The sequence below is a fragment of the Sphingobium sp. 22B genome, assembly GCF_001580035.1.
GTDB lineage: Bacteria > Pseudomonadota > Alphaproteobacteria > Sphingomonadales > Sphingomonadaceae > Sphingobium > Sphingobium fuliginis.
In genome coordinates this window covers 1-25,310 of the sequence record NZ_LTAB01000007.1, presented here as the reverse complement: position 1 = coordinate 25,310, position 25,310 = coordinate 1, and the positions used below count along the sequence as shown (strand labels likewise).

Genomic DNA, 25,310 nt, shown 5'->3' with positions numbered 1-25,310 from the left:
GCGGCATCAAAGGACTGGGCGTTTTCGCTCTATGTGAAAAGGCTCCAAAGCATCGGGTTCGCAAAAAAGATGCAGATAGACTTCAGCCGGTCGATCGTCGACATCGTACTGGACCATGGGAACAGCGTCCCGGACCGGCCGGCGCTGATATTCGACCAGGGCGACGGTCCGCAGAGCAGCCTGACCTATGCGCAGGTGGCGGCGCAGGTCGGGCAGCTTGCCGGCGCCATGGCGGCACGGGGGTTGGCGGCGGGGGGGCTGGCCGGTCCCCGGATCGCCCTCCTCTTCTCGGCGGGGACCGACTTCGCGCTCGCGCTGCTTGCCTGCCTCGCGGTCGGCGGCGTCGCCATTCCGCTCGCCCCGGTCGGCCGGCGCAAGGCGCGGCTTCGGAATATCCTGAACATGCTGGACGACATCCGGCCCGACTGCATCCTGCTGGACGACGGCATGGCCGGCCTGTTCGGGGAGGAACTGTCCGCCGCCCTGTCCGCCGGCCCGGTGCGCTATCTGGAATTTGCCGCGCTCGCGGCGGAATCGCACGCCTTCTCGCCGCTGGCGCTCGCGCCGGACCGGCTCGCCGTGCTCCAGTTCACCTCCGGCACCACGTCGAACCCGAAGGGGGTGATGATCAGCCATGGCAACATCATCGCCAACGAGACAATGATCCGCGCCGCCTTCGGCCACGACCGGGATTCCCATTTCGTCGGCTGGGTGCCGCATTATCACGATCAGGGGCTGTTCGGGAACATCCTGCAACCGCTGTTCCTGGGCTCGACCTGCGTGATCACCTCGCCCGCCGCGTTCATCAACAGGCCGATGTCCTGGCTGCAACTCATTTCCCGCTATCGCGCGCATACCAGCGGCGGGCCCAATTTCGGCTACGACCTCTGCGTCGACCATGCCACGCGGCGGGGCATGCCGGACGGTCTCGACCTGTCGGGCTGGCGCGTCGCGTTCAACGGGGCGGAGCGGGTGCGGCCCGCCACGCTCGACCGCTTTGCCGAATGCTTTGCCGGTGCCGGTTTCGACAGGCGCGCCTTCCTGCCCTGCTATGGGCTGGCTGAATCCACCCTCGTGACCATTGCGGTTCCGCCCCGGAGCGACCCCATCGTCAAGAGCTACGACAGCCGCGCTCTCGCGGCAGGTCGGGCGGAGGAGAGCGCCGGCGGGGACGCCGTGCTGGACCTCGCCTGCTGCGGCCCCGCCATGGCCGGGGCGGAGGCGCGGATCGTCGATCCCGAAACCGGCGAGGCGCTGCCCGATGGCGCGGTGGGCGAAATCTGGCTGCGCGGCCCGCACATCACCGCCGGCTATATCGACAATCCCGCCGCGACGGAGGCCAGCTTCGGCCGGCTGGACGAAGGCAGGCCATTCCTGCGCACCGGCGATCTCGGCTTTTCCACGGCCGATGGATTTTTCATCGTCAGCCGCCTCAAGGACCTGATCATCGTCCGGGGCCGCAACCATGCGCCCAGCGATGTCGAACAGATCTGGTCGGAACTTTCCGGCACGGTGGGACAGGCAAGCGCCGCCGCCGTGGAGATCGAGATGGGCGATGCGCAGCATATCGTCCTGATCGCGGAGATGAAGCGCGACGACGCCCGGTCCCTGTCGGACGAGAAACTACAGGACCTTGCCGCCCGGCTGCGCGCCACGGCCATGGAGCGGCTGGAACTGGCCATCACCGATCTGGTGATGGTGCCCGCCAGCGCGATCCCGCGCACGACCAGCGGCAAGGTGCAGCGCAAGCAGGCCGGCAGGATGCTGATGGACAGGGAATTGACGGTGCTGGGCATGGCGGGACCGCTGGCGCAGGCGTTCGCGCCGTCCGGGCAAAGGGCATCCGCCTGAGTTCGTCCTGACAGGGTGGAACGCGGTTCGGCCCGACAGGTGAAACCCTGAGGGCCGGGATCGGCCGGCGTCCGCCCGACCGTCTCCCGCATCGGCATCCGCGCGAAGGCGCGACCTGCGCCCGATTGAACGCGGCGCTCTGGCTGACGGTCGGCACAGCGGAAGGTCGTCGCGGCAATGGCTGCGCCGTTCGCCCGCGCCAGGCCCGACTCGTTCCTTGATGCCCTGGCCCCGGAAGCGTAAATTGCACGGCGGTCGGGGGCGTGGCCGCCGAAGCGGAGAGGATGGACCGATGATTCGCCTGTCATTGCCGATGCGCTCTGCCATCCCCCTGCTGCTGGCGGCGAGCGCCGGTCCCGCCCTTGCCCAATCGACGATCCTTCCCGAAGGCATGGCCATCCAACTGGAAACCCGGCAGGAGATTTCCTCCAAATCCGCCCGCGTCGGCGACAGGATCGAACTGGCCGTGGCCAAGCCCGTGACGATCGGCGGCGTGACGCTCATCCCCGCCGGCAGCCCGGCGGTGGGGGAAGTGAGCCGCGTCAGGGACAATGGCCTGCTCGGCCGATCGGGCAAGCTCGACATCAAGGTCAGCACGGTCAGGGCGGGCGGGATGGACGTGCCGGTGCGCGGCCAGCGCAATTCCCAGGGCAAGTCCGGCACCCTGGGCGCGGTGGGCGCGGGCATCGTCTTCCTGCCGCTGGCGGTGATCGTCCGCGGAAAGGACGTCAAGCTGCCCGCCGGCACGCTGTTCGAGGTCTATGTCGACAAGGAGGTTTCCCTGGGATCGGGCGTGGCGCCGGGCGGCCCGGCCGCCGCCACTCCGGCCGAAAGCCGCGACATGCCCGGCAGCATAAGGACCGTCGATCCCAATCAGGCGCTGGGTTCCTGAAGCCCGTCCCGGCAGCGGTCAGCCCTCGCCCTCCGGCCCCAGCCGCAGCGCGCTCGCCTGCTCGAAAATGGCGGCGATCACCGGATCATTGTCCGAAATACGCCTGGCCACATGAAACTCGATGGGCGACAGGGCCGGCATGCCCTCCAGTTTCACGAGGGCTCCGCTCATCAGGTCGGCGCGGGCCATGGGTTCCGGGAAGATGCCGATCCCGCCACCCGCCTTGGCGATGTCGATCATCATCCGCGCATTGTTGCACAGGTTGAGCGATTTACGGGCGATCTGCGAAGCGGCGATCGCGTCGCGCATCCGCCCATAGATCGGGGAATGGCTGGCCAGCGACCAGATCGGAATGGTGCGGTCCCCCGCATCGCCGTGGAATGACGCGGCAATGGCGGGACTGGCGAGCCAGACCAGGCTCACCCCGCCGATGGGACGCGACTGGAGCGCCGGATGCGCGATGGGCCCGGCCGCGAAGGAAATATCGGCGCGCCCGACCAGCAATTGCTGGATCAGGTTGGCGGTCAGGTCGATTTCCAGTTCCAGGCTGACATGCGGCATTGCCCCCTTCAATTGCGACACGAAGTCCGGAAGGCAGCTTGCCGCGGCGATTTCGCCTGCGCCGATGCGGACCACGCCGCTCGCTTCCGCCAATCCGCCGCAACGCAGCAGCATGCTCTGCAGATCGCTCCAGAGAGGCCCGCAATCGCGCACCAGTTGCCGCCCGGCGGGGGTGAAGGACATGGTCCGGCCTTCGCGGCGGAACAGGCGGGCGCCCAGATGGCTCTCCAGTTCCCTTACCCGCGCCGAAATCGCCGGCTGGGTGGTGTTCAACCGCTCCGCCGCCGCAGCGAACGTGCCGAGCCGGTCGATCCAGAGCAGGGTTTCCAGATGGAAGAGGCCGATGCGATTGATAGACATGGCTTTTGGCTAGAGCAAAAAACAAATCATTAGAAATGATAATTGGCCTCCGCCAGAATGGCGATCCGAAGGAGAGGCATGCTTATGGTCAAAAAGCTTTATTCGGATGCGGCGAGTGCGTTGGAGGGTTTGCTGTTCGACGGCATGCATCTGTGCGCTGGCGGGTTCGGTCTGTGCGGGATACCCGAGCGGCTGATCGATGCGATCCGGGATTCGGGNTTGGAGGGTTTGCTGTTCGACGGCATGCATCTGTGCGCTGGCGGGTTCGGTCTGTGCGGGATACCCGAGCGGCTGATCGATGCGATCCGGGATTCGGGCGTCAGGGATCTGACCATCGCCTCCAACAATGCGGGGGTAGATGGCGAAGGGCTGGGCAAGCTGCTGCGCACGCGTCAGGTCAGGAAGATGATCTCCAGCTATGTGGGCGAGAACAAGGAGTTCGAGCGGCAATATCTGGCCGGGGAGCTGNGGGCTGGGCAAGCTGCTGCGCACGCGTCAGGTCAGGAAGATGATCTCCAGCTATGTGGGCGAGAACAAGGAGTTCGAGCGGCAATATCTGGCCGGGGAGCTGGAGGTGGAGTTCTGCCCGCAGGGCACGCTGGCCGAACGCTGCCGGGCGGGCGGCGCGGGCATTCCGGGCTTCTACACCAGGACGGGCGTGGGCACGGCGGTGGCCGAGGGCAAGGAAGTGAAGAGCTTCGACGGGCAGGATTATATATTGGAGCGCGGCATCTTCGCCGATGTGGCGGTCATCAAGGGCTGGAAGGCCGATGAGAGCGGCAACCTCATCTTCCGYAAGACGGCGCGCAACTTCAACCAGCCCATGGCGACGGCGGCGAAGATCTGCGTCGCGGAAGTGGAGGAGGTGGTGCCCACCGGCAGCCTCGACCCCGATGCGATCCATCTGCCCGGCATCTACGTCAAGCGCATGATCGTCGGAGCGCCTTACGACAAGAAAATCGAATTCCGCACCGTCCGCCAGAGGGAGGCGGATGCGATCCATCTGCCCGGCATCTACGTCAAGCGCATGATCGTCGGAGCGCCTTACGACAAGAAAATCGAATTCCGCACCGTCCGCCAGAGGGAGGCCGCATAATGGCATGGACTCGTGACGAAATGGCCGCGCGGGCGGCGAAGGAATTGCAGGACGGTTTCTACGTGAACCTGGGCATCGGCATCCCGACGTTGGTGGCGAACCATATTCCCGACGGCGTGGAGGTGACGCTGCAGTCGGAGAACGGCATGCTGGGCATCGGCCCCTTCCCCTATGAGGGGGAGGAGGATGCCGACCTGATCAATGCGGGCAAGCAGACGATCAGCGAATTGCCGCAGAGCTGCTATTTTTCCAGCGCCGACAGCNTTCCCCTATGAGGGGGAGGAGGATGCCGACCTGATCAATGCGGGCAAGCAGACGATCAGCGAATTGCCGCAGAGCTGCTATTTTTCCAGCGCCGACAGCTTCGCGATGATCCGGGGCGGGCATATCGACCTGACCGTGCTGGGCGCGATGGAGGTTTCGGAACATGGCGACATCGCCAACTGGATGATCCCGGGCAAGATGATCAAGGGCATGGGCGGCGCGATGGACCTGGTCGCGGGCGTCAAGAAGATCATCGTCGTCATGGARCACACGTCCAAGGAYGGCAGYCCCAAGTTCATCCCGGCCTGCACCCTGCCGCTGACGGGCAGGAATGTGGTCGACATGATCGTCACCGACCTCTGCGTGTTCCAGCGGCCCGACCATGACAGCCCNCCCAAGTTCATCCCGGCCTGCACCCTGCCGCTGACGGGCAGGAATGTGGTCGACATGATCGTCACCGACCTCTGCGTGTTCCAGCGGCCCGACCATGACAGCCCGTTCCGCCTCATCGAATGCGCGCCGGGCGTGACGGCCGAGGAAGTCGCCGCCAAGACCAGTGCGCATTACACGGTGGACGTCGCTCAACCGGCCTGAGGAAAGAGGGCGAGGCCCGTCCCGTCAATGGGCCTCGCCGCCTCAGGCATGAAAGCGAATGCGCCCTGGGTCGCGTCGTCCGATCCACGGCAAAGTCATCCCGTTCAGGGATGGCCTGAATAGAATGAAGCGAAGCGCCACAGGACATATCCGGGCCAGGCCGGCGCCAAGCTTTTCTCCGCAGAGGGGCCATGACCCCGAAACAGGATGCGGATCAGGCTGCCTGCGCCCGCGCCGCGGCTATGCAGGCCTGCAAGTGATTATGCCGGAAGGGCTTGGACAGGCGCGTGATGTCGGGCGCGATCAGGTCCACCCCCTCATAGCCCGATATGATCAGCAACGCGATGTGCGGATGATCGGCCCGCAGGCGCAGCGCCAGTTCCACCCCCGTCATGCCCGGCATGATATGGTCGGTGATCAGGATGTCCGGCCGGTCGCCGGATTCGATCATGCTGAGCGCGCGTTCGGCCCGGTCGGTGTCCACCACCTCATAGCCCATGTCGATCAGCATCTCCCGCGTGCTGTTCCGGACGAGATCGTTGTCGTCCACCAGCAGCACCTTGCCCGAACGCTCTTTCGGCCCCTCCTCGACTGCTGGGGAAGCCGCCTTCACGGCAGGCGCCCGCTCGACGGGCAGCCATAGCCGGACGCTGGTGCCCTGCCCCACGGCGCTGTCGATCTCCACCGTGCCGCCAAGCTGGGCGGCAAGGCCATGGACCATGGAAAGGCCAAGCCCCGTGCCATGGCCGGACGGCTTGGTCGTGAAGAAGGGCTCCATGGCCGCCGCCTTGACCGCCGGGGTCATGCCGGTGCCGGTGTCGCTGACGGTCAGGCAGACATAGGGACCGGGCGTCAGCGCGGCGGGCAGGCGGCTTTGGCGCGCCTGCGCCTTTATGCTGAGGGCGCCGCCATCGGGCATGGCGTCGCGGCCGTTGACGGCCAGGTTGAGCAGCGCGACCTCAAGCTGATGGGCGTCCGCGCGCACCGGCGGCAACATCGGCTGGAGATCGACCGTCAGCGCGATACGCGGTCCCAGCGTGCTGGTCAGCAAGGCCTGCATCCCGCCAAGCAGGTCCGACAGGTCGACCGCCTTTGCGGTCAGGGGCTGGCGGCGGGCAAAGGTCAAGAGCCGCTGCACCAGCGTCTGCGCGCTCTCCGCCGCCTGCATCGCGATGGTCGCATGCCGCTCGATCGATTCGGGCGTCCGCTTGCCCGACAGGATCAGGTCCAGCCCGCCGACGATCGGCATCAGCAGATTGTTGAAGTCATGGGCGACATGGCCCGTCAACTGGCCGAGCATGTCCAGCTTCTGGACCTGGCGCAGGCTGTCCTGCGACCGCTCCAGTTCCGTGGTGCGTTCCCGGACGCGGCGTTCGAGCTGGTCGTTCAGCGCTTCCAGAGACGCGAACAGCCGCCCGTTCTCCAGCGCGGTGGACGCGGCGCGGGCCAGCGCCTCCAGCAGCGCGATCTCATTGTCGGTGGGCTGCGCGAATTCGGACCAATAGGCGCCCAGAGCGGCCATGGGTTCGATGCGGCCGATCGGCACCATCACCATCGACCGCACGAATGTGGTGCGATAGGCCTCCACCGGCACGCGGGGATCGTCGAAGACGTCCGGGATCACCGCCGTCCGATGATGCTCCATCGCCCATCCGGACACGCAACTCGATGCCGGGAAGCGCTGTCCCGCCCAAAGCGGTTCCATCGAATCTTCAGCGATATAATGACACTGGTCCTCGTCGCGCAGGACGACCGCGATGCCGTCCGCCCCCACCGCGCGGCGCGCAAAGGCCCGCAGGACATTTATGATCGCTTCCATCGACCGCGCGCCGGCCAGCGCCTCCATGGCTTCGGCGGCTATGGTCCATCGTGCCGCCAGCGCCTTTTGTTCGGCACCCCGTTCGCTTGCCAATTTCCTGTCCATCGACAACCTTCTGCATCGGAACCGCGCGTCTTTCTAACATCGGACGGCGTCGATCACAAAGCGATTATGATCAATGGCTTAGAGGCGGCCTGGGTTTGCGGCCCGTCAACTCATCCTTAACCCTGTTCATCCGCCGGTCCGCCGGCGCGGGCGCCGGGCGCGCAAGCCCGCGACGCCCGCTCCGCAGGAACCGTCACAATGCCTCGACGATGGTCACGTTGGCGATGCCGCCGCCTTCGCACATGGCTTGCAGCCCATAGCGCTTGCCCCGCGCCCTCAATCCATGGACAAGGGTCGCCATCAGCTTCGTCCCGCTCGCGCCGAGAGGGTGGCCCAGCGCGATCGCACCGCCATGGACGTTCAGCTTGCCCGGATCGGCGCCCAGCACCTTCAGCCAGGCCATGGGAATGGAAGCGAAAGCTTCGTTCACTTCGAACAGGTCGATCTCGTCCAGGCCCAGCCCCGCCCGGCGCAGCGCCCTTTCCGTGGCCGCAATCGGTTCCTCCAGCATGATGACGGGGTCGCCCGCCGTCACCGTCAGATTATGGATGCGCGCCAGCGGCCTCAGGTCGAACCGCTTCAGCGCCTCCTCATTCGCGACCAGCACGGCGGAGGCGCCATCGGTCATCTGGCTCGCATTGCCGGCGGTGATCGTGCCGCCTTCGGTCAGCGTCTTGAGCCCGGCCAGCGCCTCCATCGATCCATTGGCGCGCACGCCCTCATCCTGCGCGAAGCGGCCGTCCGGCGTGTCGACCGGCACGATCTCGCGCTCGAAAGCGCCCGCGGCGATGGCCGCCGCGGCCTTGCGATGGCTCTCCAGCGCGTAGGCGTCCATGTCTTCGCGGCTGAAGCCATATTTGTCGGCAATCGCCTGCCCGCCATGGTACTGGCTGAACTCGTCGACGCCGTAGCGCTCGCGGATGCTGGCGGGCCATGGCCCTTCCCCAATTCCCGCCTGCGCATGCAGATTGAAGTTGGAGCCCATCGGCACGCGCGTCATGCTTTCCACGCCGGCCGCGATCACCAGGTCCTGCGTGCCGGACATCACCGCCTGCGCCGCGAAATGCAGCGCCTGCTGCGACGATCCGCACTGCCGGTCGATGGTGACGGCGGGAACGCTGTCGGGCAGCTTCGACGCCAGCACGACATTGCGGCCGAAGGCGAAGGATTGTTCGCCGCCCTGGGTGACGCAGCCCAATATGACATCCTCGACCGCGGCGGGATCGATGCCGCTGCGGTCGACCAATGCGTTCAGCACCACGGCGCCCAGATCCGCCGGATGAACGCCCGACAGCGCGCCCTTGCGCTTGCCGCCGGCAGTACGCAGCGCCTCGACAATATAGGCTTCGGCCATTTTCAGCTTCCTTCGACATGAGGAGGAGCGGCGGACCGAACCGGTTCCCCGCTCCAGAAGGCGGCAGGCGCGCGCGTGGAACCAGCGCTTCGTCTGCCGGGGCCGCTCAACGCGGCGCCATTCGGATCGCGCCGTCCAGTCGGATGACCTCGCCGTTCAGCATGGGATTGGCGATGATGCTGTCGACGAGCTGCGCATATTCGTCGGGCTTCCCAAGGCGGCTGGGATGCGGCACCTGCGCGCCCAGCGCATCCTGCACATGCTGGGGGAACGCCTCCAGCATGGGCGTCAGGAAGATACCCGGCGCGATGGTCATCACACGGATCCTGTGCTGCGCCAGGTCGCGGGCGATGGGCAGGGTCATGCCGACGACGCCGCCCTTGGAGGCGCTATAGGCGGCCTGGCCGATCTGGCCGTCGAACGCCGCAACCGACGCCGTGTTGACGATGACGCCCCGCTCACCCTCGATCTCGTCCGCCTTCGCCAGGGAAGCCGCGAAGCGGGCGATCATGCAGAATGTCCCGATCAGGTTCACTTCGACGGTCCGCCTGAACACGTCCAGCGGATGGGGCGCATGCTCCTTGCCGACGGTCTTGATCGCCGGCGCGATCCCCGCGCAGTTGACCAGGATGCGCGCGACGCCGTGCAGCGCCTCGGCCTGTTCGAACGCTGCCGCGACGGCGCCCTCGTCCGTCACGTCGACCTTCATGAACTGGCCGCCAATGGCGTCGGCATGGGCCGTCCCCAATTCGGCGTTCAGGTCGAACAGCGTCACCCTGGCGCCGCCCCGGGCCAGACGCGCGGCGGTGGCGCCGCCCAATCCCGACGCGCCGCCGGTGACGATGGCAGCCATTCCCTTCAGATCCATTTCAGCCTCCGGAAACTCATGAGTGGCTCATGCACTTTTGGGTGTATTGCGTCGCGCCGGGTTTCCTGTCAACGCTTCGATGGAGAAAAAGAGGACATTGATGCACGCCGCTTCACCATTCCGCACCCCCGCCCAGAAAGAAGCCGAGCGCCTTGCCAAGCGCGAGGCCGTGCTGCGCGCGGCGGTGCGGATGTTCAACGAACGCGGGTTTCACGCGACGTCGCTGGACGACGTCGCCGCCAGCCTGGGCATATCCAAGCGCACCATCTACCACTATCTGGCCAACAAGGATCAGGTGCTGCTGGAATGCGTCACCATCGGCCTGCAGCAATTGCTGGAAGCGGCCGATCAGGCCCGGCGGGAGCCCGGTGACGGCCGCCATCGGCTGACGCGCTTCCTGCGCCGCTATGCCGAGGTCAACATGGACGATTTCGGGCGATGCGTGATCCGGACCGGGGACGAAGTCCTCTCGCCGGAAAGCCGGCCGCGCTATCGCGCGCTGAAGCGGGAGATCGACAATGCCTTGCGCAGGTTGATCGAAGACGCCGTTGCCGATGGTTCGATCGCGCGGATCGACGTGAAGATGGCTGCTTTCGCGCTGGCTGGGGCGCTCAACTGGCCGGGGCGCTGGTACGATCCGGAAGGGGCGATGCCGGCCGGGACCGTGGCGGAAAAGCTGGTCGACATTCTGGTTTCGGGACTCGATCCGCGCGATTGACTTGGGTAGAGCGTGCGCCAAGGCGGCTTGCCCTCCTTCCAACGTCGATCCCGATCACGGCGGCAGGGCAGGATGCCGGGGGACACGGGCACGCTTCCGCTTCACGGCTGCAATTTGGAGGCTCAATGGCAGAGACAAACCGCAAAAAGGCCCCGGACGAAAGCGCCGCCGCGAAACAGCCCGGACAGCGGCGGAAGACCAACCGGCGCGAACAGCAGCGGTCCGTCGAAACGCGCCAGGCGATATTGGAGGCGGCGCTCAACGAATTTGCCGAGCGCGGGTTCGACGGCAGCAGCGTGCGCCGCATCGGGGAACGCGCGGGCCTGGAATATACGCTGATCACCTATCATTACCGCACCAAGGAGGCGCTGTGGAAGGCGGTGGCCGAATATGCCTTCGAGCAGATCGAGACCATGTGGGACGAGGCCATTCCCCCCGATTCCCGAATGTCCGCGTCAGAGCGCGTGCGGGCCGAGTTCCGGACCTTCCTGCGCTTCACGGTCGAACATACCGCGTTCCACCATTTCATGCTGCGCGAGAATCAGGGATCGAGTCCGAGAATCGGTTGGCTGGTCGAGAAGGTTCTCAGCAAGACCCGCGACCGCATCCTGCCCCAGATCCGGGTGGCGCAGGCGGAGGGCCAGCTCCTGCAGGGCGATCCCGATCATGTCTATTACATGCTCATCGGCATGACCTCCACCCTGTCGTCGCTCAACCGCGAAATGGCGGAAACCATTGGCTTTTCCATCAGGAATGAGGAGGCCGTCGAACGCTATTGGAACCTCGTCGAACGCGCTGTCTTCAAATAAACTCCACGACTGTAGAGTTTTTATGGACTCCTGTGGCAGGGCATGTTAGCCCTGCTCTCCAGACGGCAATGACCGTGATGGAGAAGATGCCCCGTGGATGTTCCAGTCATCGTAGCGGGTGGGGGGCCTGTCGGCCTTACCACCGCATTTGAGCTTCAAAGCCGCGGCGTTCGCACGCTGCTGCTCGAACGCAATCCCTCGACCACGCGCCATCCGAAGATGGACGTGACCAATGGCCGCAGCATGGAGCTGTTCCGCCGCATGGGCATTGCGGAGAAGATACGCGACGTCGCCGTGCCGCGCGGCAATCCGATGGACGTTTCCTGGGTGACGCGGCTGAACGAGTGGGAACTGGCCCGCTTCCGCTATCCCGACGTCGAAAGCTGGCGGGAAGACATTCGCGCCAACAATGACGGGTCGCAGCCGCTGGAACCCTATATGCGGTTGAGCCAGGTCGTCCTGGAACCGCTGCTGCGCGGGTTGCTGGAAGAATCTCCGCTGGTCGAAATGCGGTTCGGCTGGGCGCTCGAGGGCTTCGACGACGATGGCGAAGGGGTGACGGTCCATCTGCGCGAAGTCGCGACGGGGCGCACCGAACGGCAGCGCTGCGCCCTGCTCGCGGGCTGCGACGGCGGCGGCAGCATCGTCCGCGAGAAGCTGGGCTTTGCCTGGGACGGGCAATATAATGTCGCCCGCTTCTTCATGGTGCATTTCCGGTCGGAGGCGCGCGACCTGCTCCAGCGCTTCGGCATCGCCTGGCATTATCAGTCGCCCGCCGGCAGCACGCTGATTGCGCAGGACGACGCGGAAATCTGGACGCTCCACTGCATGCTGCCCGAAGGGGCGGACGCGGCGGCCATCGATCCCCGGCAACTCGCCTTCGATGCGTTGGGCCGGGAATTCCCGATCGAGGTGATCCAGGCGAACCCCTGGTCGCCGCATCTGGTGCTGGCGAACGGATATGGGCGCGGGCGGGTGTGGATGGCGGGCGATGCCGTGCATCAGGTGATCCCGACCGGCGGTTACGGCATGAACACCGGGATAGGCGACGCCGTCGACCTCGCCTGGAAATATGCCGCCATCCTGCAAGGCTGGGGCGGCCCCGCCCTGCTCGACAGCATAGAGGCGGAGCGCCGGCCGGTGGGCCGCGCCATCGTCGACGCGTCGCGCCTGCACATGGGCGTGCGCCTGAAGATCGCGGAAGCCTATGACCCGATCATCCATGACGACACGCCGGAGGGGGCCGCCGCGCGCGACGCCTATGGCGCGCTGATCGCGGAACTCGGCAATGCGGAGAATGAATCGCGCGGCATCGAACTCGACCATCGCTATCGCCAGTCGCCGATCGTCTGCCATGAATGCGAAGAACCGGAATGGCGGCTGCGCGATTATGTGCCCAGCACCTGGCCGGGCATGCGGGCGCCGCATCTGTTCCTGGAGGATGGCAGCGCCATCTTCGACCGGCTGGGGCCCTGGTTCACTTTGGTCCGCTTCACCGACGCCTCGGCCCAACCGCTGCTCGACGCCGCGCGCGAGCGGGGCGTGCCGGTCGACCTGCTCGACATCCGCGACGCGCATGCCCGGCGGATCTACGAGCGCGATTTCGTGCTGATCCGCCCCGACCAGCATGTCGCCTGGCGCGGCGACGCCATGCCGGAAGACCCGATGGCGGTGATCGACCGGATCAGGGGAGCAAGGTCATGATGGACCGGGTCGATCCCATCGTCCGGGCGGACGCCGTCGTCCATGTGAGCTTCGAGCGGCGCGACGTCGACGCCATGGCCCGCTTCCTGGAGGATTTCGGTTTCGTGCCGGTCGCGGGCGGCAGCAGTGGATCGCGCCATTTCCGGGGCTATGGGCCGCAACCCTATTGCGTCGAGCTGATCGCGTCGGATCGGGACGCCTTCGTCGGCTTCGGCCTTGCCGCCAGGGACCGTGCCGATCTCGATCGGCTGTCCGCCGCCACCCAGTCGTCGGTCGAAGCGACGAATGCGCCGGGCGGCGGCGAGCGGGTGCGCCTCTTCGATCCGGAGGGCGTGCGCGTCGACCTGCTCTGGGGCGCGGCGCCGCTGGAGCCGCTGCCGGTGCGGGAGCCGCTGACCGAGGTCAACTCGCCTGTGGCCAGCCGCCGCATCGACAGGCCGGTCCGGACGCCGACCGCGCCCGCGCCGGTGTTCCGCATCGGCCATGTCGTCCTCCAGACGCCGGACTTCGAACGGACCGCCGGCTGGTACCGGCGTCATTTCGGCTATCTCCCGACCGACGTCGCGACCGTGGGCGAGGATACGCCGGTGCTGGGCTTCTTCCGCTTCGACCGGGGCGCGGAGCCCGCCGACCATCACAGCCTCGCGCTGCTCGCCGGGCCGGAATCGCGCCTGCTGCACATCTCGACCGAGACGATCGACGTCGATGCGGTGGGGCAGGGCCAGCAATATCTGCGCGGCAGGGGCTGGAACCATTATTGGGGCATCGGCCGCCATGTGCTCGGCAGTCAGGTCTTCGATTATTGGAAGGACTCGGCCGGGGACGAGTGGGAACATTATGCGGACGGCGACCTGATGACCGCCGACTATCCGACCGGTTTCCATCCGCTGTCCCGCGGCGACCTCTGGTCCTGGGGCGACGACCTGCCCGATTCCATGCGGCCGCCCGCCCCCGCCCCGGCCGACGCGCCCCCGCTCGTCCGCAATATCGTCGACGCCTTGCTGGCGCCCCCGCGCCCCTGGCTTCGCTGACATCCCCATTGGAATGCAGGAGTAGAATGATGGCATTGATGATCGTCCGCTATGATGAAGGCGCGGGCCCGCGCTGGGCCGTGCTGACCGGCGATGCGCCCGAGGGACCGGCCGGCCGGGTCGAGGGGCGGGGCATTGCGAGCGGCGCGAGGACCCTGGGCGAACTGATCGGCGCGATCGAAGCCGCGCCGGACCTGACCGCCACGGGCGAGGCGGTGCGCTTCGCCGCGAGCGCCCTTCTGAGCCCCGTCACCCCCGATGCGACGCTGATCTGCCAGGGGCTCAACTATGATGAGCATGCGGCGGAGGCCGGTCATCATGTGCGCAAGGAGAATCTCCTTTTCGCCAAGGCCAGTTCGTCGCTCTGCGGCGCCTATGCCGACATCGTCCGTCCCAAGGGGGTCGAGCTTCTGGATTATGAGGTGGAGGTCGGCATCGTCCTGCGCCGTCCGCTGGAGGCGGGAACCACCGTGACGGCCGGCAATCTGGGTTCCTATCTTGCCGGCGTGGTCCTGTGCAACGACGTGTCGGCGCGCGACACCATGTTCGGCGCGTCCTTCATGCAATGGTTCCAGGGCAAGAGCTATCGCACCTTCTGCCCGGCCGGGCCGGTCTTCTATCTGCTCGAACCCGAAGAGGTCGCGGCGACGGTCGACAATCTGGAACTTTCGCTGACCTATGACGGAAAGGTCCGCCAGTCCGCCAACACCGGACAGCTGATCTACAAGCCCGCCGAAACGCTGACCCAGATCGCGGCGATCATGGACCTGAAGCCCGGCGACATGGTGCTGACCGGAACGCCGGGCGGCGTCATCGCGCAAGGCACGCCGGGCCTGATCGAACTGCTCAAGACCAACCTGCTGAACGACGCCGCGCGCCGCGATGGCATGCGCGTCGAAATGAAGACGCTGGGCCGGTTCCTGCAACCGGGCGACGAGCTCAATCTGACGCTGCGCGACGGGGTCAGCGGCATGTCGCTGGGCGGGCAAAGAAGCCGGATAACAGGCGTGTAAATCGGAGGTTGAGAAATACTCCACATATGTAGAGTTTTATATTGACACAGCCCGCCGGCATGGCATTCTACGGTCACAGAAACCCGAAAAGAAAAGCCGAGCCGACAGGGCGAGCCGGCGGCGCCGAGATTGTCCACGACATCAAGGCGCCGCATCGAAAGACCGCCAACCGCTCCTGACCCCCACGATCGATGCGGGGCGGGGCGGCAGGGCAACAGGGCTTTCCGGAGAGGAAATGCGATGTTCATCGAGAGCATTTGGTATGTCGCCGCCCGCTCGCGGACAATCGGCGCGCCGCGATCATGCGCCCCACTTCCGTCCGACCGTCCCGGCCCCGCCGGTCTGGCGCCTTGCCCGGCGGCTGTGGAAGCGCGCCCGCCGCTGACCTGAACGAAGGGCATGCGGCCCGGGAAGACGCCGCGCCAAGGAATGAACAAACAACCCGGCTGCCCCACCAGATCAGGCAGTCAGGGCTTGAACGAGGGAGAGGAAAAATGAGGAAGCCCATATGCGTCCTGCTCGCGACCAGCGCGCTCGTCGCGCCGCTGTGCAGCCATGCGCAATCCCCGGCCGAACAGGCCGAGGCCGCACCGCAACGCGACCTTGCCGTGGGCGAGATCATCGTCACCGCGCAAAAGCGCGAGGAACGGCTGAACGACGTGCCGGTCTCCATCACCGCCGCTTCGGCTGGCCAGCTCGCCAATGCGGGCGTGACCCAGCCGTCGGACCTGGTGAAGATCGTCCCCGGCTTCACCTATCAGCCGAGCGCCTATGGCACGCCGGTCTTCACGATGCGCGGCATCGGCTTCTATGACGTCGCCGTCGCCGTGGCCCCGGCGGTCAGCGTCTATGTCGACCAGGTGCCCCTGCCCTATCTCGCCATGACGGAGGGGGCGTCGCTCGACGTGGAGCGCGTCGAGGCGCTGAAAGGGCCGCAGGGCACGTTGTTCGGCCAGAATTCGACCGGCGGCGCGATCAACTATATCGCGGCCAAGCCGACCGACCACCTCGCCGCCGGCATCGACCTCAGCTATGGCCGGTTCGACCAGGTGGATGCGCAGGGCTTTGTCAGCGGCCCGATCGCGAACAATCTGAAGGCGCGGCTCGCGGTGCGCCACGAATATCGCGACGGTTGGCAGATCAGCCAGACCCGCCCGTCCGACCGCCTCGGCCGCCGGGATTATTCCACCGCCCGTCTGCTGCTCGATTGGGAACCCACCGACACGCTGCGCTTCGAATTCAACGCCAATGGCTGGATCGACCGGAGCGAGACGCAGGCGGCGCAGTTCGTGAAATACGCCCCGACCGTGGCTCCGTCGGCAGGCGGCTATACCGACATCACGGCAGAACTGGAAGCCGCCGTCCCGGCCCCCAACCGCAGCCGCATCGCGGACTGGGACCCCGGCGCCGACCTTCGCCGCGACGACAGCTTCTATCAATTCTCGCTGCGCGGCGACCTGGACGTCAGCGATGCCGTGACCCTGACCTCGATCAGCGCCTATTCGCGGTTCAGGCAGCGTTCGCCCAGCGACACTGACGGCGTGCCGCAGAATAATTTCCTGCTGACGATCAACGCCGACATAGAGACGGTGTCGCAGGAATTGCGGCTCGCGGGCACGGCGGGTCCGATCCGCTGGATGCTGGGCGGCAATTACAGCCACGACACCACCGGGGACGACCAGCGCGGCGACTATATCGCCAGCAACAGCGGGGTGGGGCCGTTCCGCTACACCTCCTTCATCAACAGCAACCATCAGAAGATCACGACCAAGGCGGTGTTCGGCAGCCTCGACTATGAGCTGACGGACAGGGTGACGGCGCAGGTTTCGGCGCGCTACAGCGATCAGCGCAACCGGTTCAGCGGCTGCCTGCTGGACGTGGGGGATGGTTTGATCTCCAACGCGTTCAGCTTCCTGTCGAACCTGTCGCGCAATTTCGATCCGCCGACGGTGGCGCTCGCGCCGGGCGCGTGCGCGACGCTCGGCGAAGTCGGCTATGGCACGCCCTTCATCCCGGTGCCCAGCGTCGAAAAGTCGCTGAAGGAGGATAATATTTCCTGGCGCGCCAGCCTCAACTGGAAACCGAATCCCGACAGCCTGCTCTACGCCAACGTCACGCGCGGCTATAAGGCGGGCAGCTTCCCGACGGTGCCCGGCCTTTTCCCCAGCCAGTTCGACCCGGTGACGCAGGAATCGGTGCTCGCCTATGAGGCCGGCTTCAAGCTTTCGCTGCTCGACCGGCGGCTGCAACTGACGGGCGCGGGCTTCTATTACAAATATGACGACAAGCAGATCATCGGCTACATCACCACCGCCTTCGGCAATCTGCCCGGGCTGGTGCAGGTTCCGAGGTCGAGCGTCCGCGGCGCGGAGCTGAGCGTCAACTGGCGGCCGGTCGACGGGCTGACCTTCAATGGCGGCGCGACCTATGTCGACTCGCGCGTCGACCGGAGCTTCCTCGCCAACGATCCCTATGCCGCCGTCGTCGACATCAAGGGCGAACCCTTTCCCAGCACGCCCAAATGGCAGCTCAACGGCGATCTCGACTATCGTTTCGCGCTGACCGGCAATCTCGACCTCTCGCTGGGCGGCAATGTCCGCTACCGCTCGCGCAGCGTGGCGGCGTTCGGGGGAGCGCCCGAATTCGCCCTGCCCGGCTATGCCGTGCTCGACCTGCGGATCGGCCTCGAAAGCCCGGACAGCGGATGGAAGTTCCAGCTCTGGGGCCGCAACGTCACCAACAAATTCTACGTCACCACCGTCACCCATGTGGTCGATACGGTGGCGCGCACCACCGGCATGCCCGCCACTTACGGCGCGACGCTCAGCTACAGCTATTGATGCGATGAACCGGGCCGTCATCCTTGCGCGCCGTCCGCAGGCCATTCCCCAGAGCGAGCATTTCGCGCTGGAGGAACGCCCCATGCCCGTTCCCGCCGATGGACAGATATGGGTGCGCAACCATTATCTGTCCGTCGAGCCCGCCATGCGGGGCTGGCTGAGCGATGCGAGCAACTATTCCGACCCCATCCATGTCGGGGACGTCATGCGCGCCTTCGCCGTCGGGGAGGTGGTGGAATCGCGGCACGGCGATTTCGCGCCGGGCGACAGGGTGATGGGCCTGTTCGGCTGGCAGGAGCATGCGGCGGTCGACCCGTCCGCCATATTGCTGCGCGTCCCGGACACCGATCTGCCGCTGTCGCTCTATCTGGGCATATTGGGGCTGAACGGCGTCACCGCCTATTTCGGGCTGCTCGACATCTGCGCCCCTCGTCCCGGCGAGACGGTGCTCGTCTCGACGGCGGCGGGTTCGGTGGGGTCGTGCGTGGGCCAGATCGCCGCCATATCGGGCTGCCGCACGGTCGGCCTGGCGGGCGGGCCGGAAAAGCGGCGCCAGTGCCTGGACGAGTTCGGCTATGACGCCGCGATCGACTATCGCGGCGAGCCCGATCTGGATGCCGCCATTGCCCGCGCCTGTCCCGACGGGGTCGACATTTATTTCGACAATATAGCCGGGCCGATCAGCGACGCGGTGCTGCGCCATTTGCGCCTGCATGCGCGGATCGCCGTCTGCGGCACCGCCTCCATCGCAAGCTGGGACCCCTGGCCGCAGGGCGCCCGGCCCGAGCGTCACCTGCTGGTGAAGCGGGCGACGATGCGCGGATTCCTGACGTTCGACTATGCCGATCGCTTCGATGAGGCCGTCGCCCAATTGTCGGCCTGGCTGCGCGAGGGACGGCTGCGCTACCGCGAGCACATATTGGAGGGGCTTGGCGAGGCCCCCGGCGCGATAGCGCGCCTCTATTCCGGGCAGAATCAGGGGAAGCTGCTGATCCGGCTTCCCGCAGCGAAGGATTGAACCGCGTGTCGAAGGTCATCATCAGTTGCGCCCTGACCGGCGCCGTCCACACCCCCACCATGTCCCCCCATCTGCCGGTGACGCCCGACGAGATCGCGCAACAGGCGATCGAGGCGGCCGAGGCGGGCGCATCCGTCCTCCACCTTCATGCGCGGGACCCGGAAACGGGCAGGCCGACGCCCGATCCCGATGTGTTCATGCAGTTCCTGCCGCGCATCAAGCAGGCGACCGACGCCGTGGTCAACATCACGACGGGCGGCGGCCAGGGCATGTCGCTCGACGAGCGGCTCGCCGCGCCGCTGCGCGCATCGCCGGAGCTCTGCTCGCTCAACATGGGGTCGATGAATTTCGGCATGTATCCCATGCTGGAGCGTTACAAGAGCTTCCAACATGACTGGGAAGCGGCGCATCTGGAGGCGTCGCGCGACTGGATCTTCAAGAACACCTTCAGGGATATAGAGCTGATCCTGGAGCGGCTGGGCAAGGGTCATGGCACCAAGTTCGAGTTCGAATGCTACGACACCGCCCATCTCTATACGCTCGCCCATTTCCTGGACCGCAAGCTGGTGACGCCGCCGCTGTTCGTGCAATCCATCTTCGGCCTGCTCGGCGGCACCGGCGCGGATACGGAAAATCTGCTCCACGCCAGGCGCATAGCGGACAAGCTGTTCGGGGACGATTATCGCTGGTCGGTCATGGCGGCGGGCAAGCATCAGATCCCCTTCGTCACCATGGGCGCGATCAATGGCGCGAACGTCCGCGTCGGGCTGGAGGATTCGCTCTATGCAGGCAAGGGACGGCTCGCCCGGTCCAATGCCGAACAGGTGCGGCTGATCCGGTCGATCCTGGAGCCCTTGTCGCTGGAGGTGGCGACACCGGCGGAGACGCGTGAGATACTGGCGCTGAAGGGCGGCGACAATGTCACCTTCTAGAGCAATCGACAGGGAGGGAGAGCCCATGGCCGAGCAGCAGGACCATTCGCCCCGCATCATGGCGGTGATCGACTATTTCCGGCGGGGCGACGCGGGCCGGCCCGACATGCTCGACGGGTTCACGGACGATTTCGAATTTTTCTTTCCCAAATTCGGCATCGGCCGGGGCCGCGAGGACTTCATGGCCTTCGCCGCCGGCCTTGTGGGTTCGTTCAAGGCGTTCGGGCACGATATTGACGGGCTGCGCTTCATCGAGAGCGGCGACAACGTGGTGGTCGAAGGGACAACCCGCGGCGAAGACAAGGAAGGCGCGACATGGGAAGGCGGCACGACGCCGGGCGGGCGCTTTTGCAGCGTCTTCGAATTTCGCGGCGCGCTGATCGCCCGCATGCACATCTATCTCGACCCCGATTACACCAGCCGGGACGAGGCGCGGTTCCTGTGGGGCAGAGACCGGCGCTGGTGATCGCCATGAAGGAGGAGAGGTTCGCATGAGCAGGCTGCAAGGCAAGGTCGCCCTGATCACGGGCGCGGCAAGCGGCCAGGGCGCGGCGGAGGCGCGGCTGTTCGCGGCGGAAGGCGCGAAGGTGGTCGTCACCGACCTCAACGAAGCCGGAGCGGCGGTCGCCGCCGAACTGGGCCCCAACGGCCATTTCGTTCGCCATGACGTGGCGGAACAGGCCGATTGGGCGCGGGTCGTGCGCGAGGCGGAGGAGCGCTTCGGGAAGATCGACATTCTGGTCAACAATGCGGGCGTCTACAAGCCCGCGCCCTTGCTGGAGACGGACGCCGCGCTGTGGGACCTGCATTATCGCGTCAACCAGCTCAGCGTCGTCCTGGGGATGCGCGCCGCCGCGGAGGCGATGGCGAAGGCCGGCGGCGGCGCCATCGTCAATATCTCGTCGGGCGCGGGCCTGGGCAATGTTCCCGGCATCTTCGCCTATGCCACCAGCAAATGGGCCGTGCGCGGCATGAGCAAGCTGGCGGCGTCGGAACTCGCGCCGCTCGGCATTCGCGTCAATTCGATCCATCCCGGCATCATCGACACGCCGATGCTGGGCGAGAACACGCCCGAACGGCTTAAATTCTACGAGGACATGATCCCCATGAAGCGCATCGGAACCACCGACGAGGTGGCCCGGCTGGTGCTGTTCCTCGCCTCCGACGAGGCGAGCTACGTCACCGGCGCGGAAATCACCGTCGACGGCGGGATCGGCTGAAGGATCGAAAGGACATATTATGGGACGGTTGCAGGGCAAGGTTGCCATCATCACCGGCGGGGGCCGCGGCATCGGCCGCGCCACCGCGGAACTCTTCGCCCGCGAGGGCGCGCAGGTTCATGTCACCGACGTCAACCCGCCCGACGCGCCCTATGACGATCCGGCGATCCGCTTTTCCATCATGGACGTGGCGAACGAAGGGCAATGGGCGGAGCTGGTGGAGGGCATCGTGGCGCGTCATGGCGCCGTCGACATCCTCGTCAACAATGCGGGCATCGGCGGGTCGCAACTGCCGCTTGCCGATGAGAATCTGGCCGACTGGGACCGGGTGATCGCGGTCAACCAGACCGGCGTCTTCCTGGGCATGCGCGCCGTGCTGCCGGGGATGCGCGCCAAAAGGGCGGGGTCGATCGTCAATTTCTCGTCGATCTGGGGGATCGCGGCGGTCCCCGGCGCGGCTGCCTATCATGCGTCCAAGGCGGCCGTCCGGCACCTGACCAAACATGCCGCCGTCACCTATGCGCCGGACAATGTCCGGGTGAACTCCATCCATCCCGGCATCATCGCCACCCCCATGGTGCTGGAGGATCAGGCGGAGGAAACCAGCGCCGGGGTGGTGGCGGCGACGCCGCTGGGACGCATGGGCCAGCCGATCGAACTGGCCAATGGCGTGCTGTTCCTCGCCAGCGACGAGTCCAGCTTCATGACCGGCGCCGAACTGGTGATCGATGGCGGCTATCTTGCGCAGTGACGAGGCTATCGCATCCATGACGCGGGATAGTCTGGACGAACTGCTCGCGCGAACGGACGCCTTCATCCGCGACGTGGTGATCCCCTTCGAAACCGACCCCCGGATCGGCGGTCACGGCCCTTCGGACGCGCTGGTCGAGGATTTGCGGGCGCAGGCGCGCCATGCTGGCCTCATCGCCCCCCATCTGCCGCCGGAACTGGGGGGCCAGGGGCTAGACCATGCCGCGACGGCGCGGCTGTTCCGGTCGGCCGGCTATTCGCCGCTCGGCCCGCTGGCGATGAACCTGGCGGCTCCGGACGAAGGCAATATGCACCTGCTCGCCCGCGTGGCCACCCCGGCGCAGATCGACCGCTTCCTCCGGCCGCTCGCCGCCGGGACGACGCGGTCGGCCTTCCTGATGACCGAACCGGCGGACGAGGATGGGGCGGGTTCCGACCCCTCGATGCTCAGGACCGTGGCGCGCCTTGATGGCGACCATTGGATCATCGACGGGCGCAAGAGCTTCGCGACAGGCGCGGAGGGCGCTGCCTTCGCGATCGTCATGGCGCGTACCGGAGAGTCGGCCACCATGTTCCTTGTCGACATGGACAGCCCCGGCATCACGGTCGAGCGGCTGCTCGACACGATCGATGGGACCATGCCGGGCGGCCATGCCGTCGTGCGGCTCGACGGTGTGCGGGTGCCCGCAACCCGGATACTCGGGGAGGTCGATCAGGGCTTCCGCTATGCGCAGGTGCGTCTGGCTCCGGCGCGCCTCACCCATTGCATGCGCTGGTGGGGCAGCGCGAGGCGCGCGCACGACATCGCGCGCGGCTATGCCGTCAAGCGGCAGGCGTTCGGCAAGCCGCTGATCGACCATGAGGGCGTGGGCTTCATGCTGGCGGACAATCTGATCGACCTGAAACAGGCGGAACTGATGATCGACTGGTGCGCGGGCATACTGGACTCCGGCGCGCCCGGCATCATCGAAAGCTCGATGACGAAGGTGGCGGTTTCCGAAGCGCTGTGGCGGATCGCGGACTGCTGCGTGCAGGTCATGGGCGGAACCGGGGTGAGCGGCGACACGGTGGTCGAGCAGATATTCCGCGAAATCCGGGCCTTCCGCATCTATGACGGACCGACGGAGGTGCACAAATGGTCGCTCGCCAAGGCCATCGGGCGCGCCCATCCGGGGGACGTGCCATGAGCACCGGTGAAGCGGAAAACGCCGGCACCGTCGCCGTTCGGGAGGCGCACCGGTTCGATGAAGCCAGTCTGGCGCGATGGATGGCGGATCATGTCGACGGCTATTCGGGACCGCTGAACGTCGAACAGTTCAAGGGCGGGCAGAGCAACCCCACCTATAAGCTCGTCACGCCAGGACGCAGCTATGTCCTGCGCCGGAAACCGCCGGGCCGGCTGGTCAAGGGCGCGCATGACGTCGAGCGGGAGGCGCGCGTGCTGTCCGCGCTGGGATCGGCGGAATTTCCGGTCGCCCATGTCCACGCCCTCTGCGTCGATGAAGGGGTCATCGGCACCCCCTTCTATGTCATGGACATGGTCGAGGGGCGGATATTCTGGGACGCAAGCTTCCCGCAGGTCGCAAGCCACGAGCGCGCGGCCTATTTCGACGCGATGAACGAGACGCTGGCCCGGCTGCACAGCCTGGATTATGCAGCGATCGGACTGGCCGATTATGGCCGTCCCGGCAATTATTTTCAGCGCCAGATCGGTCGCTGGTCCAGGCAATATCTGGAAGACGCCGATGCCGGGCGCGATCGGAACATGGACCGGCTGGTCGAATGGCTGCCGGCGCATATCCCGCCGGACGACCAGACGTCGATCGTCCATGGCGACTTCCGTTGCGACAATATGATCTTCCATCCCACCGAACCCCGCGTCCTGGCGGTGCTCGACTGGGAATTGTCGACGCTCGGCCATCCGCTCGCGGACTTCGCCTATCATGCGATGATGTACCGGATGCCGCCCCACATCGTCGCGGGACTGGGCGGCATGGACATCGCGGCGCTCAACATTCCCACCGAGGCGGAGTATGTGGCCTCCTATTGCCGTCGAACCGGTCGGGAGGCGATTCCCGACTATGATTTCTACGTCGCCTTCAATTTCTTCCGGCTGGCGGCGATCTTCCACGGCATCAAGGGCCGGGCGCTGCGCGGCACCGCCGCCTCGGCTCAGGCGCGCGAACGGGCAAAGGCGTTCCCCGAACTGGCCGAACTCGCCTGGATGCAGGCGGAAAGGGCGGCGGCAGGGTGACGCGCCGGGCGATCGTTCCGGATATGGCAACGATGCTTTGAGGAAATGGGCCTGGCAACCCGATTCCCGCCACCATAAATCATCGTCTCTACCGCTGCGGAGCAGGAACAGGAAGCATCATGGCAACCCTTCATGGAATGATGGCCGGCACGGCGGCCCCCCGCCCGGTCGTTCATCGCACGCGCGGCAGCGGACATGGTTCGATCGTCCGGCTGATGAGCCCGTCCGATCTGGGCCGCTATCTGAAGCCGTTCGTGTTCCTCGACCTGTTTGCAGGCGACATGCGGCAGCTTTCCGCCGCCATGCCGCTGCATCCCCATTCGGGCATCGCGACCGTCACCGTCTTCACCGAAGGGGACGTGACCTATGACGATCCGCAGGCGGGCACCGGCACGCTGGCCTTCGGCGGCGTGGAATGGATGCGCGCGGGCGGCGGCGTCTGGCACGGGAAGGAACTGTCCGCCGGGCGCTCGGCGCTGATGCAGGGCTTCCAGCTCTGGATCGCCCTGCCCCCCGAACTGGAGAACGGACCGGTCGACAGCCAATATATAGAGGCGGACCATATGCCCATGGCCGGCCCCGCTTATGTGATCCTGGGCCGGCATGCGGGCGCGCAGAGCCCGGTCCGCGCGCCTGACGGGATCACCTATCTGCTGGTCCGCCTGCAAGCCGGGGAAAACTGGACCTACGCACCGCCCTCCGGCCATTCGGTCGCCTGGGCGGCGGTGGCGAAGGGCGGTCTTTCCGGCTCCGCCCCGATAGCCCAGGGCGAGATGGCGCTGTTCGAGCCGGGAGAGGAGGCGATCACGCTCCAGGCAGGCGATGCGGGCGCGACCTTCGTCCTGGGGTCCGCACGGCCGCATCCCCATCCGCTTCACCTCGGTTCCTATTCGGTGCACACGACAGCCGCCGCCCTTGCGGAGGGCGAAGGGCGGATCGCGGAGATCGCCCAGCGGCTGAGGCAGGAGGGCCCTGCAAGGACGGCATCGGGAAGCGTGCCGGTCTTCCGCTAGAGCGATTTCCAGACGACCGGAACCCACCAAGGCGGCGGGCTTCGATGAGACCCGGGGGCCGAAAGCATCACCGGGCCCGGTTCCGGATCAATTCCTCCACAATGGCCGGCTCGGCCAGCGTCGATATGTCCCCCAGCGCATGGGGCGACACCTCGCCCTCCGCGATCTTGCGCAGGATGCGGCGCATGATCTTGCCCGACCGGGTCTTGGGCAGGCCGGGGGCGAACTGGATCACGTCGGGCGT

At 66.4% G+C, this 25,310-nt stretch carries 20 protein-coding genes and 3 pseudogenes; 19 read left to right on the top strand and 4 right to left on the bottom strand.

From position 1 onward, the window contains the following. The first annotated feature begins 69 nt into the window (after positions 1 to 69). Together A0J57_RS08575 and A0J57_RS08570 are read left to right on the top strand one after the other, a co-directional pair. Positions 70 to 1,851, top strand: a complete 1,782-nt coding sequence (locus A0J57_RS08575) for a fatty acyl-AMP ligase (protein ID WP_061935218.1) — start codon at positions 70 to 72, stop codon at positions 1,849 to 1,851. Positions 1,852 to 2,143: 292 nt separating this feature from the next. Continuing rightward, entirely contained in the window at positions 2,144 to 2,743 is a 600-nt protein-coding gene (locus A0J57_RS08570; RefSeq protein ID WP_025549430.1) for a hypothetical protein, read from the top strand. Positions 2,744 to 2,761: 18 nt separating this feature from the next. Here A0J57_RS08570 and A0J57_RS08565 read toward each other — a convergent pair whose 3' ends face one another. Then, positions 2,762 to 3,664, bottom strand: coding sequence for a LysR family transcriptional regulator (locus A0J57_RS08565; RefSeq protein WP_061935039.1), 903 nt, complete (start codon positions 3,662 to 3,664; stop codon positions 2,762 to 2,764). Between the two features lie 57 nt (positions 3,665 to 3,721). On the opposite strand from A0J57_RS08565, the pseudogene A0J57_RS26325 reads away from it, so the two are divergent. The 3 pseudogenes from A0J57_RS26325 to A0J57_RS08555 all read left to right on the top strand — a co-directional run. Further along, positions 3,722 to 4,075 (top strand): annotated as a pseudogene (locus A0J57_RS26325) (CoA-transferase); the annotation flags it as partial. A 58-nt stretch (positions 4,076 to 4,133) separates the two neighbouring features. Then, positions 4,134 to 4,652: pseudogene (locus tag A0J57_RS08560) on the top strand (CoA transferase subunit A); the annotation flags it as partial. A 107-nt stretch (positions 4,653 to 4,759) separates the two neighbouring features. Then, positions 4,760 to 5,618: pseudogene (locus tag A0J57_RS08555) on the top strand (CoA-transferase). A gap of 214 nt (positions 5,619 to 5,832) precedes the next feature. Here A0J57_RS08555 and A0J57_RS08550 read toward each other — a convergent pair. From A0J57_RS08550 to A0J57_RS08540, 3 genes are all read right to left on the bottom strand, one after another. Then, positions 5,833 to 7,542, bottom strand: coding sequence for an ATP-binding protein (locus tag A0J57_RS08550; protein ID WP_061940912.1), 1,710 nt, complete (start codon positions 7,540 to 7,542; stop codon positions 5,833 to 5,835). Between the two features lie 193 nt (positions 7,543 to 7,735). Next, complete coding sequence (locus tag A0J57_RS08545) at positions 7,736 to 8,896, bottom strand: acetyl-CoA C-acetyltransferase (RefSeq protein ID WP_048575641.1); 1,161 nt, start codon at positions 8,894 to 8,896, stop codon at positions 7,736 to 7,738. Positions 8,897 to 9,002: 106 nt separating this feature from the next. Continuing rightward, a complete protein-coding gene (locus tag A0J57_RS08540; protein WP_061940914.1) occupies positions 9,003 to 9,764 on the bottom strand; it encodes an SDR family NAD(P)-dependent oxidoreductase in 762 nt (253 codons plus the stop codon). Positions 9,765 to 9,864: 100 nt separating this feature from the next. Here A0J57_RS08540 and A0J57_RS08535 point away from each other — a divergent pair, with 100 nt between their 5' ends. The 14 genes from A0J57_RS08535 to A0J57_RS08470 all read left to right on the top strand — a co-directional run bounded on the left by A0J57_RS08535 (position 9,865) and on the right by A0J57_RS08470 (position 25,066). Then, complete coding sequence (locus A0J57_RS08535) at positions 9,865 to 10,482, top strand: TetR/AcrR family transcriptional regulator (RefSeq protein WP_025549436.1); 618 nt, start codon at positions 9,865 to 9,867, stop codon at positions 10,480 to 10,482. A gap of 125 nt (positions 10,483 to 10,607) precedes the next feature. Continuing rightward, positions 10,608 to 11,291: a TetR/AcrR family transcriptional regulator gene (locus A0J57_RS08530; protein WP_061940916.1), complete on the top strand. Its 684-nt coding sequence runs from the start codon at positions 10,608 to 10,610 to the stop codon at positions 11,289 to 11,291. A 93-nt stretch (positions 11,292 to 11,384) separates the two neighbouring features. Continuing rightward, complete coding sequence (locus tag A0J57_RS08525; RefSeq protein WP_061940918.1) at positions 11,385 to 12,995, top strand: FAD-dependent monooxygenase; 1,611 nt, start codon at positions 11,385 to 11,387, stop codon at positions 12,993 to 12,995. After that, positions 12,992 to 14,026 (top strand): VOC family protein, encoded by a 1,035-nt coding sequence (locus A0J57_RS08520; protein WP_061940920.1) that lies wholly within the window; start codon positions 12,992 to 12,994, stop codon positions 14,024 to 14,026. Before A0J57_RS08525 ends, A0J57_RS08520 begins: the two co-directional genes overlap by 4 nt. 26 nt (positions 14,027 to 14,052) lie before the next feature. Further along, positions 14,053 to 15,039 (top strand): fumarylacetoacetate hydrolase family protein, encoded by a 987-nt coding sequence (locus A0J57_RS08515; protein ID WP_062017065.1) that lies wholly within the window; start codon positions 14,053 to 14,055, stop codon positions 15,037 to 15,039. Between the two features lie 494 nt (positions 15,040 to 15,533). After that, positions 15,534 to 17,879 (top strand): TonB-dependent receptor, encoded by a 2,346-nt coding sequence (locus A0J57_RS08510; RefSeq protein ID WP_064232764.1) that lies wholly within the window; start codon positions 15,534 to 15,536, stop codon positions 17,877 to 17,879. A 4-nt stretch (positions 17,880 to 17,883) separates the two neighbouring features. After that, positions 17,884 to 18,897, top strand: a complete 1,014-nt coding sequence (locus A0J57_RS08505; RefSeq protein ID WP_061940173.1) for an NADP-dependent oxidoreductase — start codon at positions 17,884 to 17,886, stop codon at positions 18,895 to 18,897. Between the two features lie 5 nt (positions 18,898 to 18,902). Continuing rightward, positions 18,903 to 19,829 carry a 3-keto-5-aminohexanoate cleavage protein gene (locus A0J57_RS08500; protein ID WP_025549441.1) on the top strand — a complete coding sequence of 309 codons (927 nt, stop codon included), beginning with the start codon at positions 18,903 to 18,905 and terminating at the stop codon, positions 19,827 to 19,829. A gap of 25 nt (positions 19,830 to 19,854) precedes the next feature. Continuing rightward, a complete protein-coding gene (locus tag A0J57_RS08495) occupies positions 19,855 to 20,295 on the top strand; it encodes a nuclear transport factor 2 family protein (RefSeq protein WP_061940175.1) in 441 nt (146 codons plus the stop codon). A gap of 25 nt (positions 20,296 to 20,320) precedes the next feature. Then, entirely contained in the window at positions 20,321 to 21,049 is a 729-nt protein-coding gene (locus A0J57_RS08490) for an SDR family NAD(P)-dependent oxidoreductase (RefSeq protein WP_061940177.1), read from the top strand. A 19-nt stretch (positions 21,050 to 21,068) separates the two neighbouring features. Beyond that, entirely contained in the window at positions 21,069 to 21,800 is a 732-nt protein-coding gene (locus tag A0J57_RS08485; protein WP_025549444.1) for a glucose 1-dehydrogenase, read from the top strand. A 16-nt stretch (positions 21,801 to 21,816) separates the two neighbouring features. Beyond that, positions 21,817 to 22,986 carry an acyl-CoA dehydrogenase family protein gene (locus A0J57_RS08480; RefSeq protein ID WP_061940212.1) on the top strand — a complete coding sequence of 390 codons (1,170 nt, stop codon included), beginning with the start codon at positions 21,817 to 21,819 and terminating at the stop codon, positions 22,984 to 22,986. Further along, positions 22,983 to 24,053, top strand: a complete 1,071-nt coding sequence (locus A0J57_RS08475; RefSeq protein ID WP_061940179.1) for a phosphotransferase — start codon at positions 22,983 to 22,985, stop codon at positions 24,051 to 24,053. Before A0J57_RS08480 ends, A0J57_RS08475 begins: the two co-directional genes overlap by 4 nt. A gap of 119 nt (positions 24,054 to 24,172) precedes the next feature. Further along, a complete protein-coding gene (locus tag A0J57_RS08470; RefSeq protein ID WP_061940180.1) occupies positions 24,173 to 25,066 on the top strand; it encodes a pirin family protein in 894 nt (297 codons plus the stop codon). The last annotated feature ends 244 nt before the right edge of the window (positions 25,067 to 25,310 follow it).

Coding starts and splice junctions, on each gene's coding strand:
- A0J57_RS08575 (WP_061935218.1), top strand. CDS start 70: ATGCAGATAGACTTCAGCCGGTCGATCGTCGACATCGTACTGGACCAT.
- A0J57_RS08570 (WP_025549430.1), top strand. CDS start 2,144: ATGATTCGCCTGTCATTGCCGATGCGCTCTGCCATCCCCCTGCTGCTG.
- A0J57_RS08565 (WP_061935039.1), bottom strand. CDS start 3,664: ATGTCTATCAATCGCATCGGCCTCTTCCATCTGGAAACCCTGCTCTGG.
- A0J57_RS08550 (WP_061940912.1), bottom strand. CDS start 7,542: ATGGACAGGAAATTGGCAAGCGAACGGGGTGCCGAACAAAAGGCGCTG.
- A0J57_RS08545 (WP_048575641.1), bottom strand. CDS start 8,896: ATGGCCGAAGCCTATATTGTCGAGGCGCTGCGTACTGCCGGCGGCAAG.
- A0J57_RS08540 (WP_061940914.1), bottom strand. CDS start 9,764: ATGGATCTGAAGGGAATGGCTGCCATCGTCACCGGCGGCGCGTCGGGA.
- A0J57_RS08535 (WP_025549436.1), top strand. CDS start 9,865: ATGCACGCCGCTTCACCATTCCGCACCCCCGCCCAGAAAGAAGCCGAG.
- A0J57_RS08530 (WP_061940916.1), top strand. CDS start 10,608: ATGGCAGAGACAAACCGCAAAAAGGCCCCGGACGAAAGCGCCGCCGCG.
- A0J57_RS08520 (WP_061940920.1), top strand. CDS start 12,992: ATGATGGACCGGGTCGATCCCATCGTCCGGGCGGACGCCGTCGTCCAT.
- A0J57_RS08515 (WP_062017065.1), top strand. CDS start 14,053: ATGATGGCATTGATGATCGTCCGCTATGATGAAGGCGCGGGCCCGCGC.
- A0J57_RS08510 (WP_064232764.1), top strand. CDS start 15,534: ATGAGGAAGCCCATATGCGTCCTGCTCGCGACCAGCGCGCTCGTCGCG.
- A0J57_RS08505 (WP_061940173.1), top strand. CDS start 17,884: ATGAACCGGGCCGTCATCCTTGCGCGCCGTCCGCAGGCCATTCCCCAG.
- A0J57_RS08495 (WP_061940175.1), top strand. CDS start 19,855: ATGGCCGAGCAGCAGGACCATTCGCCCCGCATCATGGCGGTGATCGAC.
- A0J57_RS08490 (WP_061940177.1), top strand. CDS start 20,321: ATGAGCAGGCTGCAAGGCAAGGTCGCCCTGATCACGGGCGCGGCAAGC.
- A0J57_RS08485 (WP_025549444.1), top strand. CDS start 21,069: ATGGGACGGTTGCAGGGCAAGGTTGCCATCATCACCGGCGGGGGCCGC.
- A0J57_RS08480 (WP_061940212.1), top strand. CDS start 21,817: ATGACGCGGGATAGTCTGGACGAACTGCTCGCGCGAACGGACGCCTTC.
- A0J57_RS08475 (WP_061940179.1), top strand. CDS start 22,983: ATGAGCACCGGTGAAGCGGAAAACGCCGGCACCGTCGCCGTTCGGGAG.
- A0J57_RS08470 (WP_061940180.1), top strand. CDS start 24,173: ATGGCAACCCTTCATGGAATGATGGCCGGCACGGCGGCCCCCCGCCCG.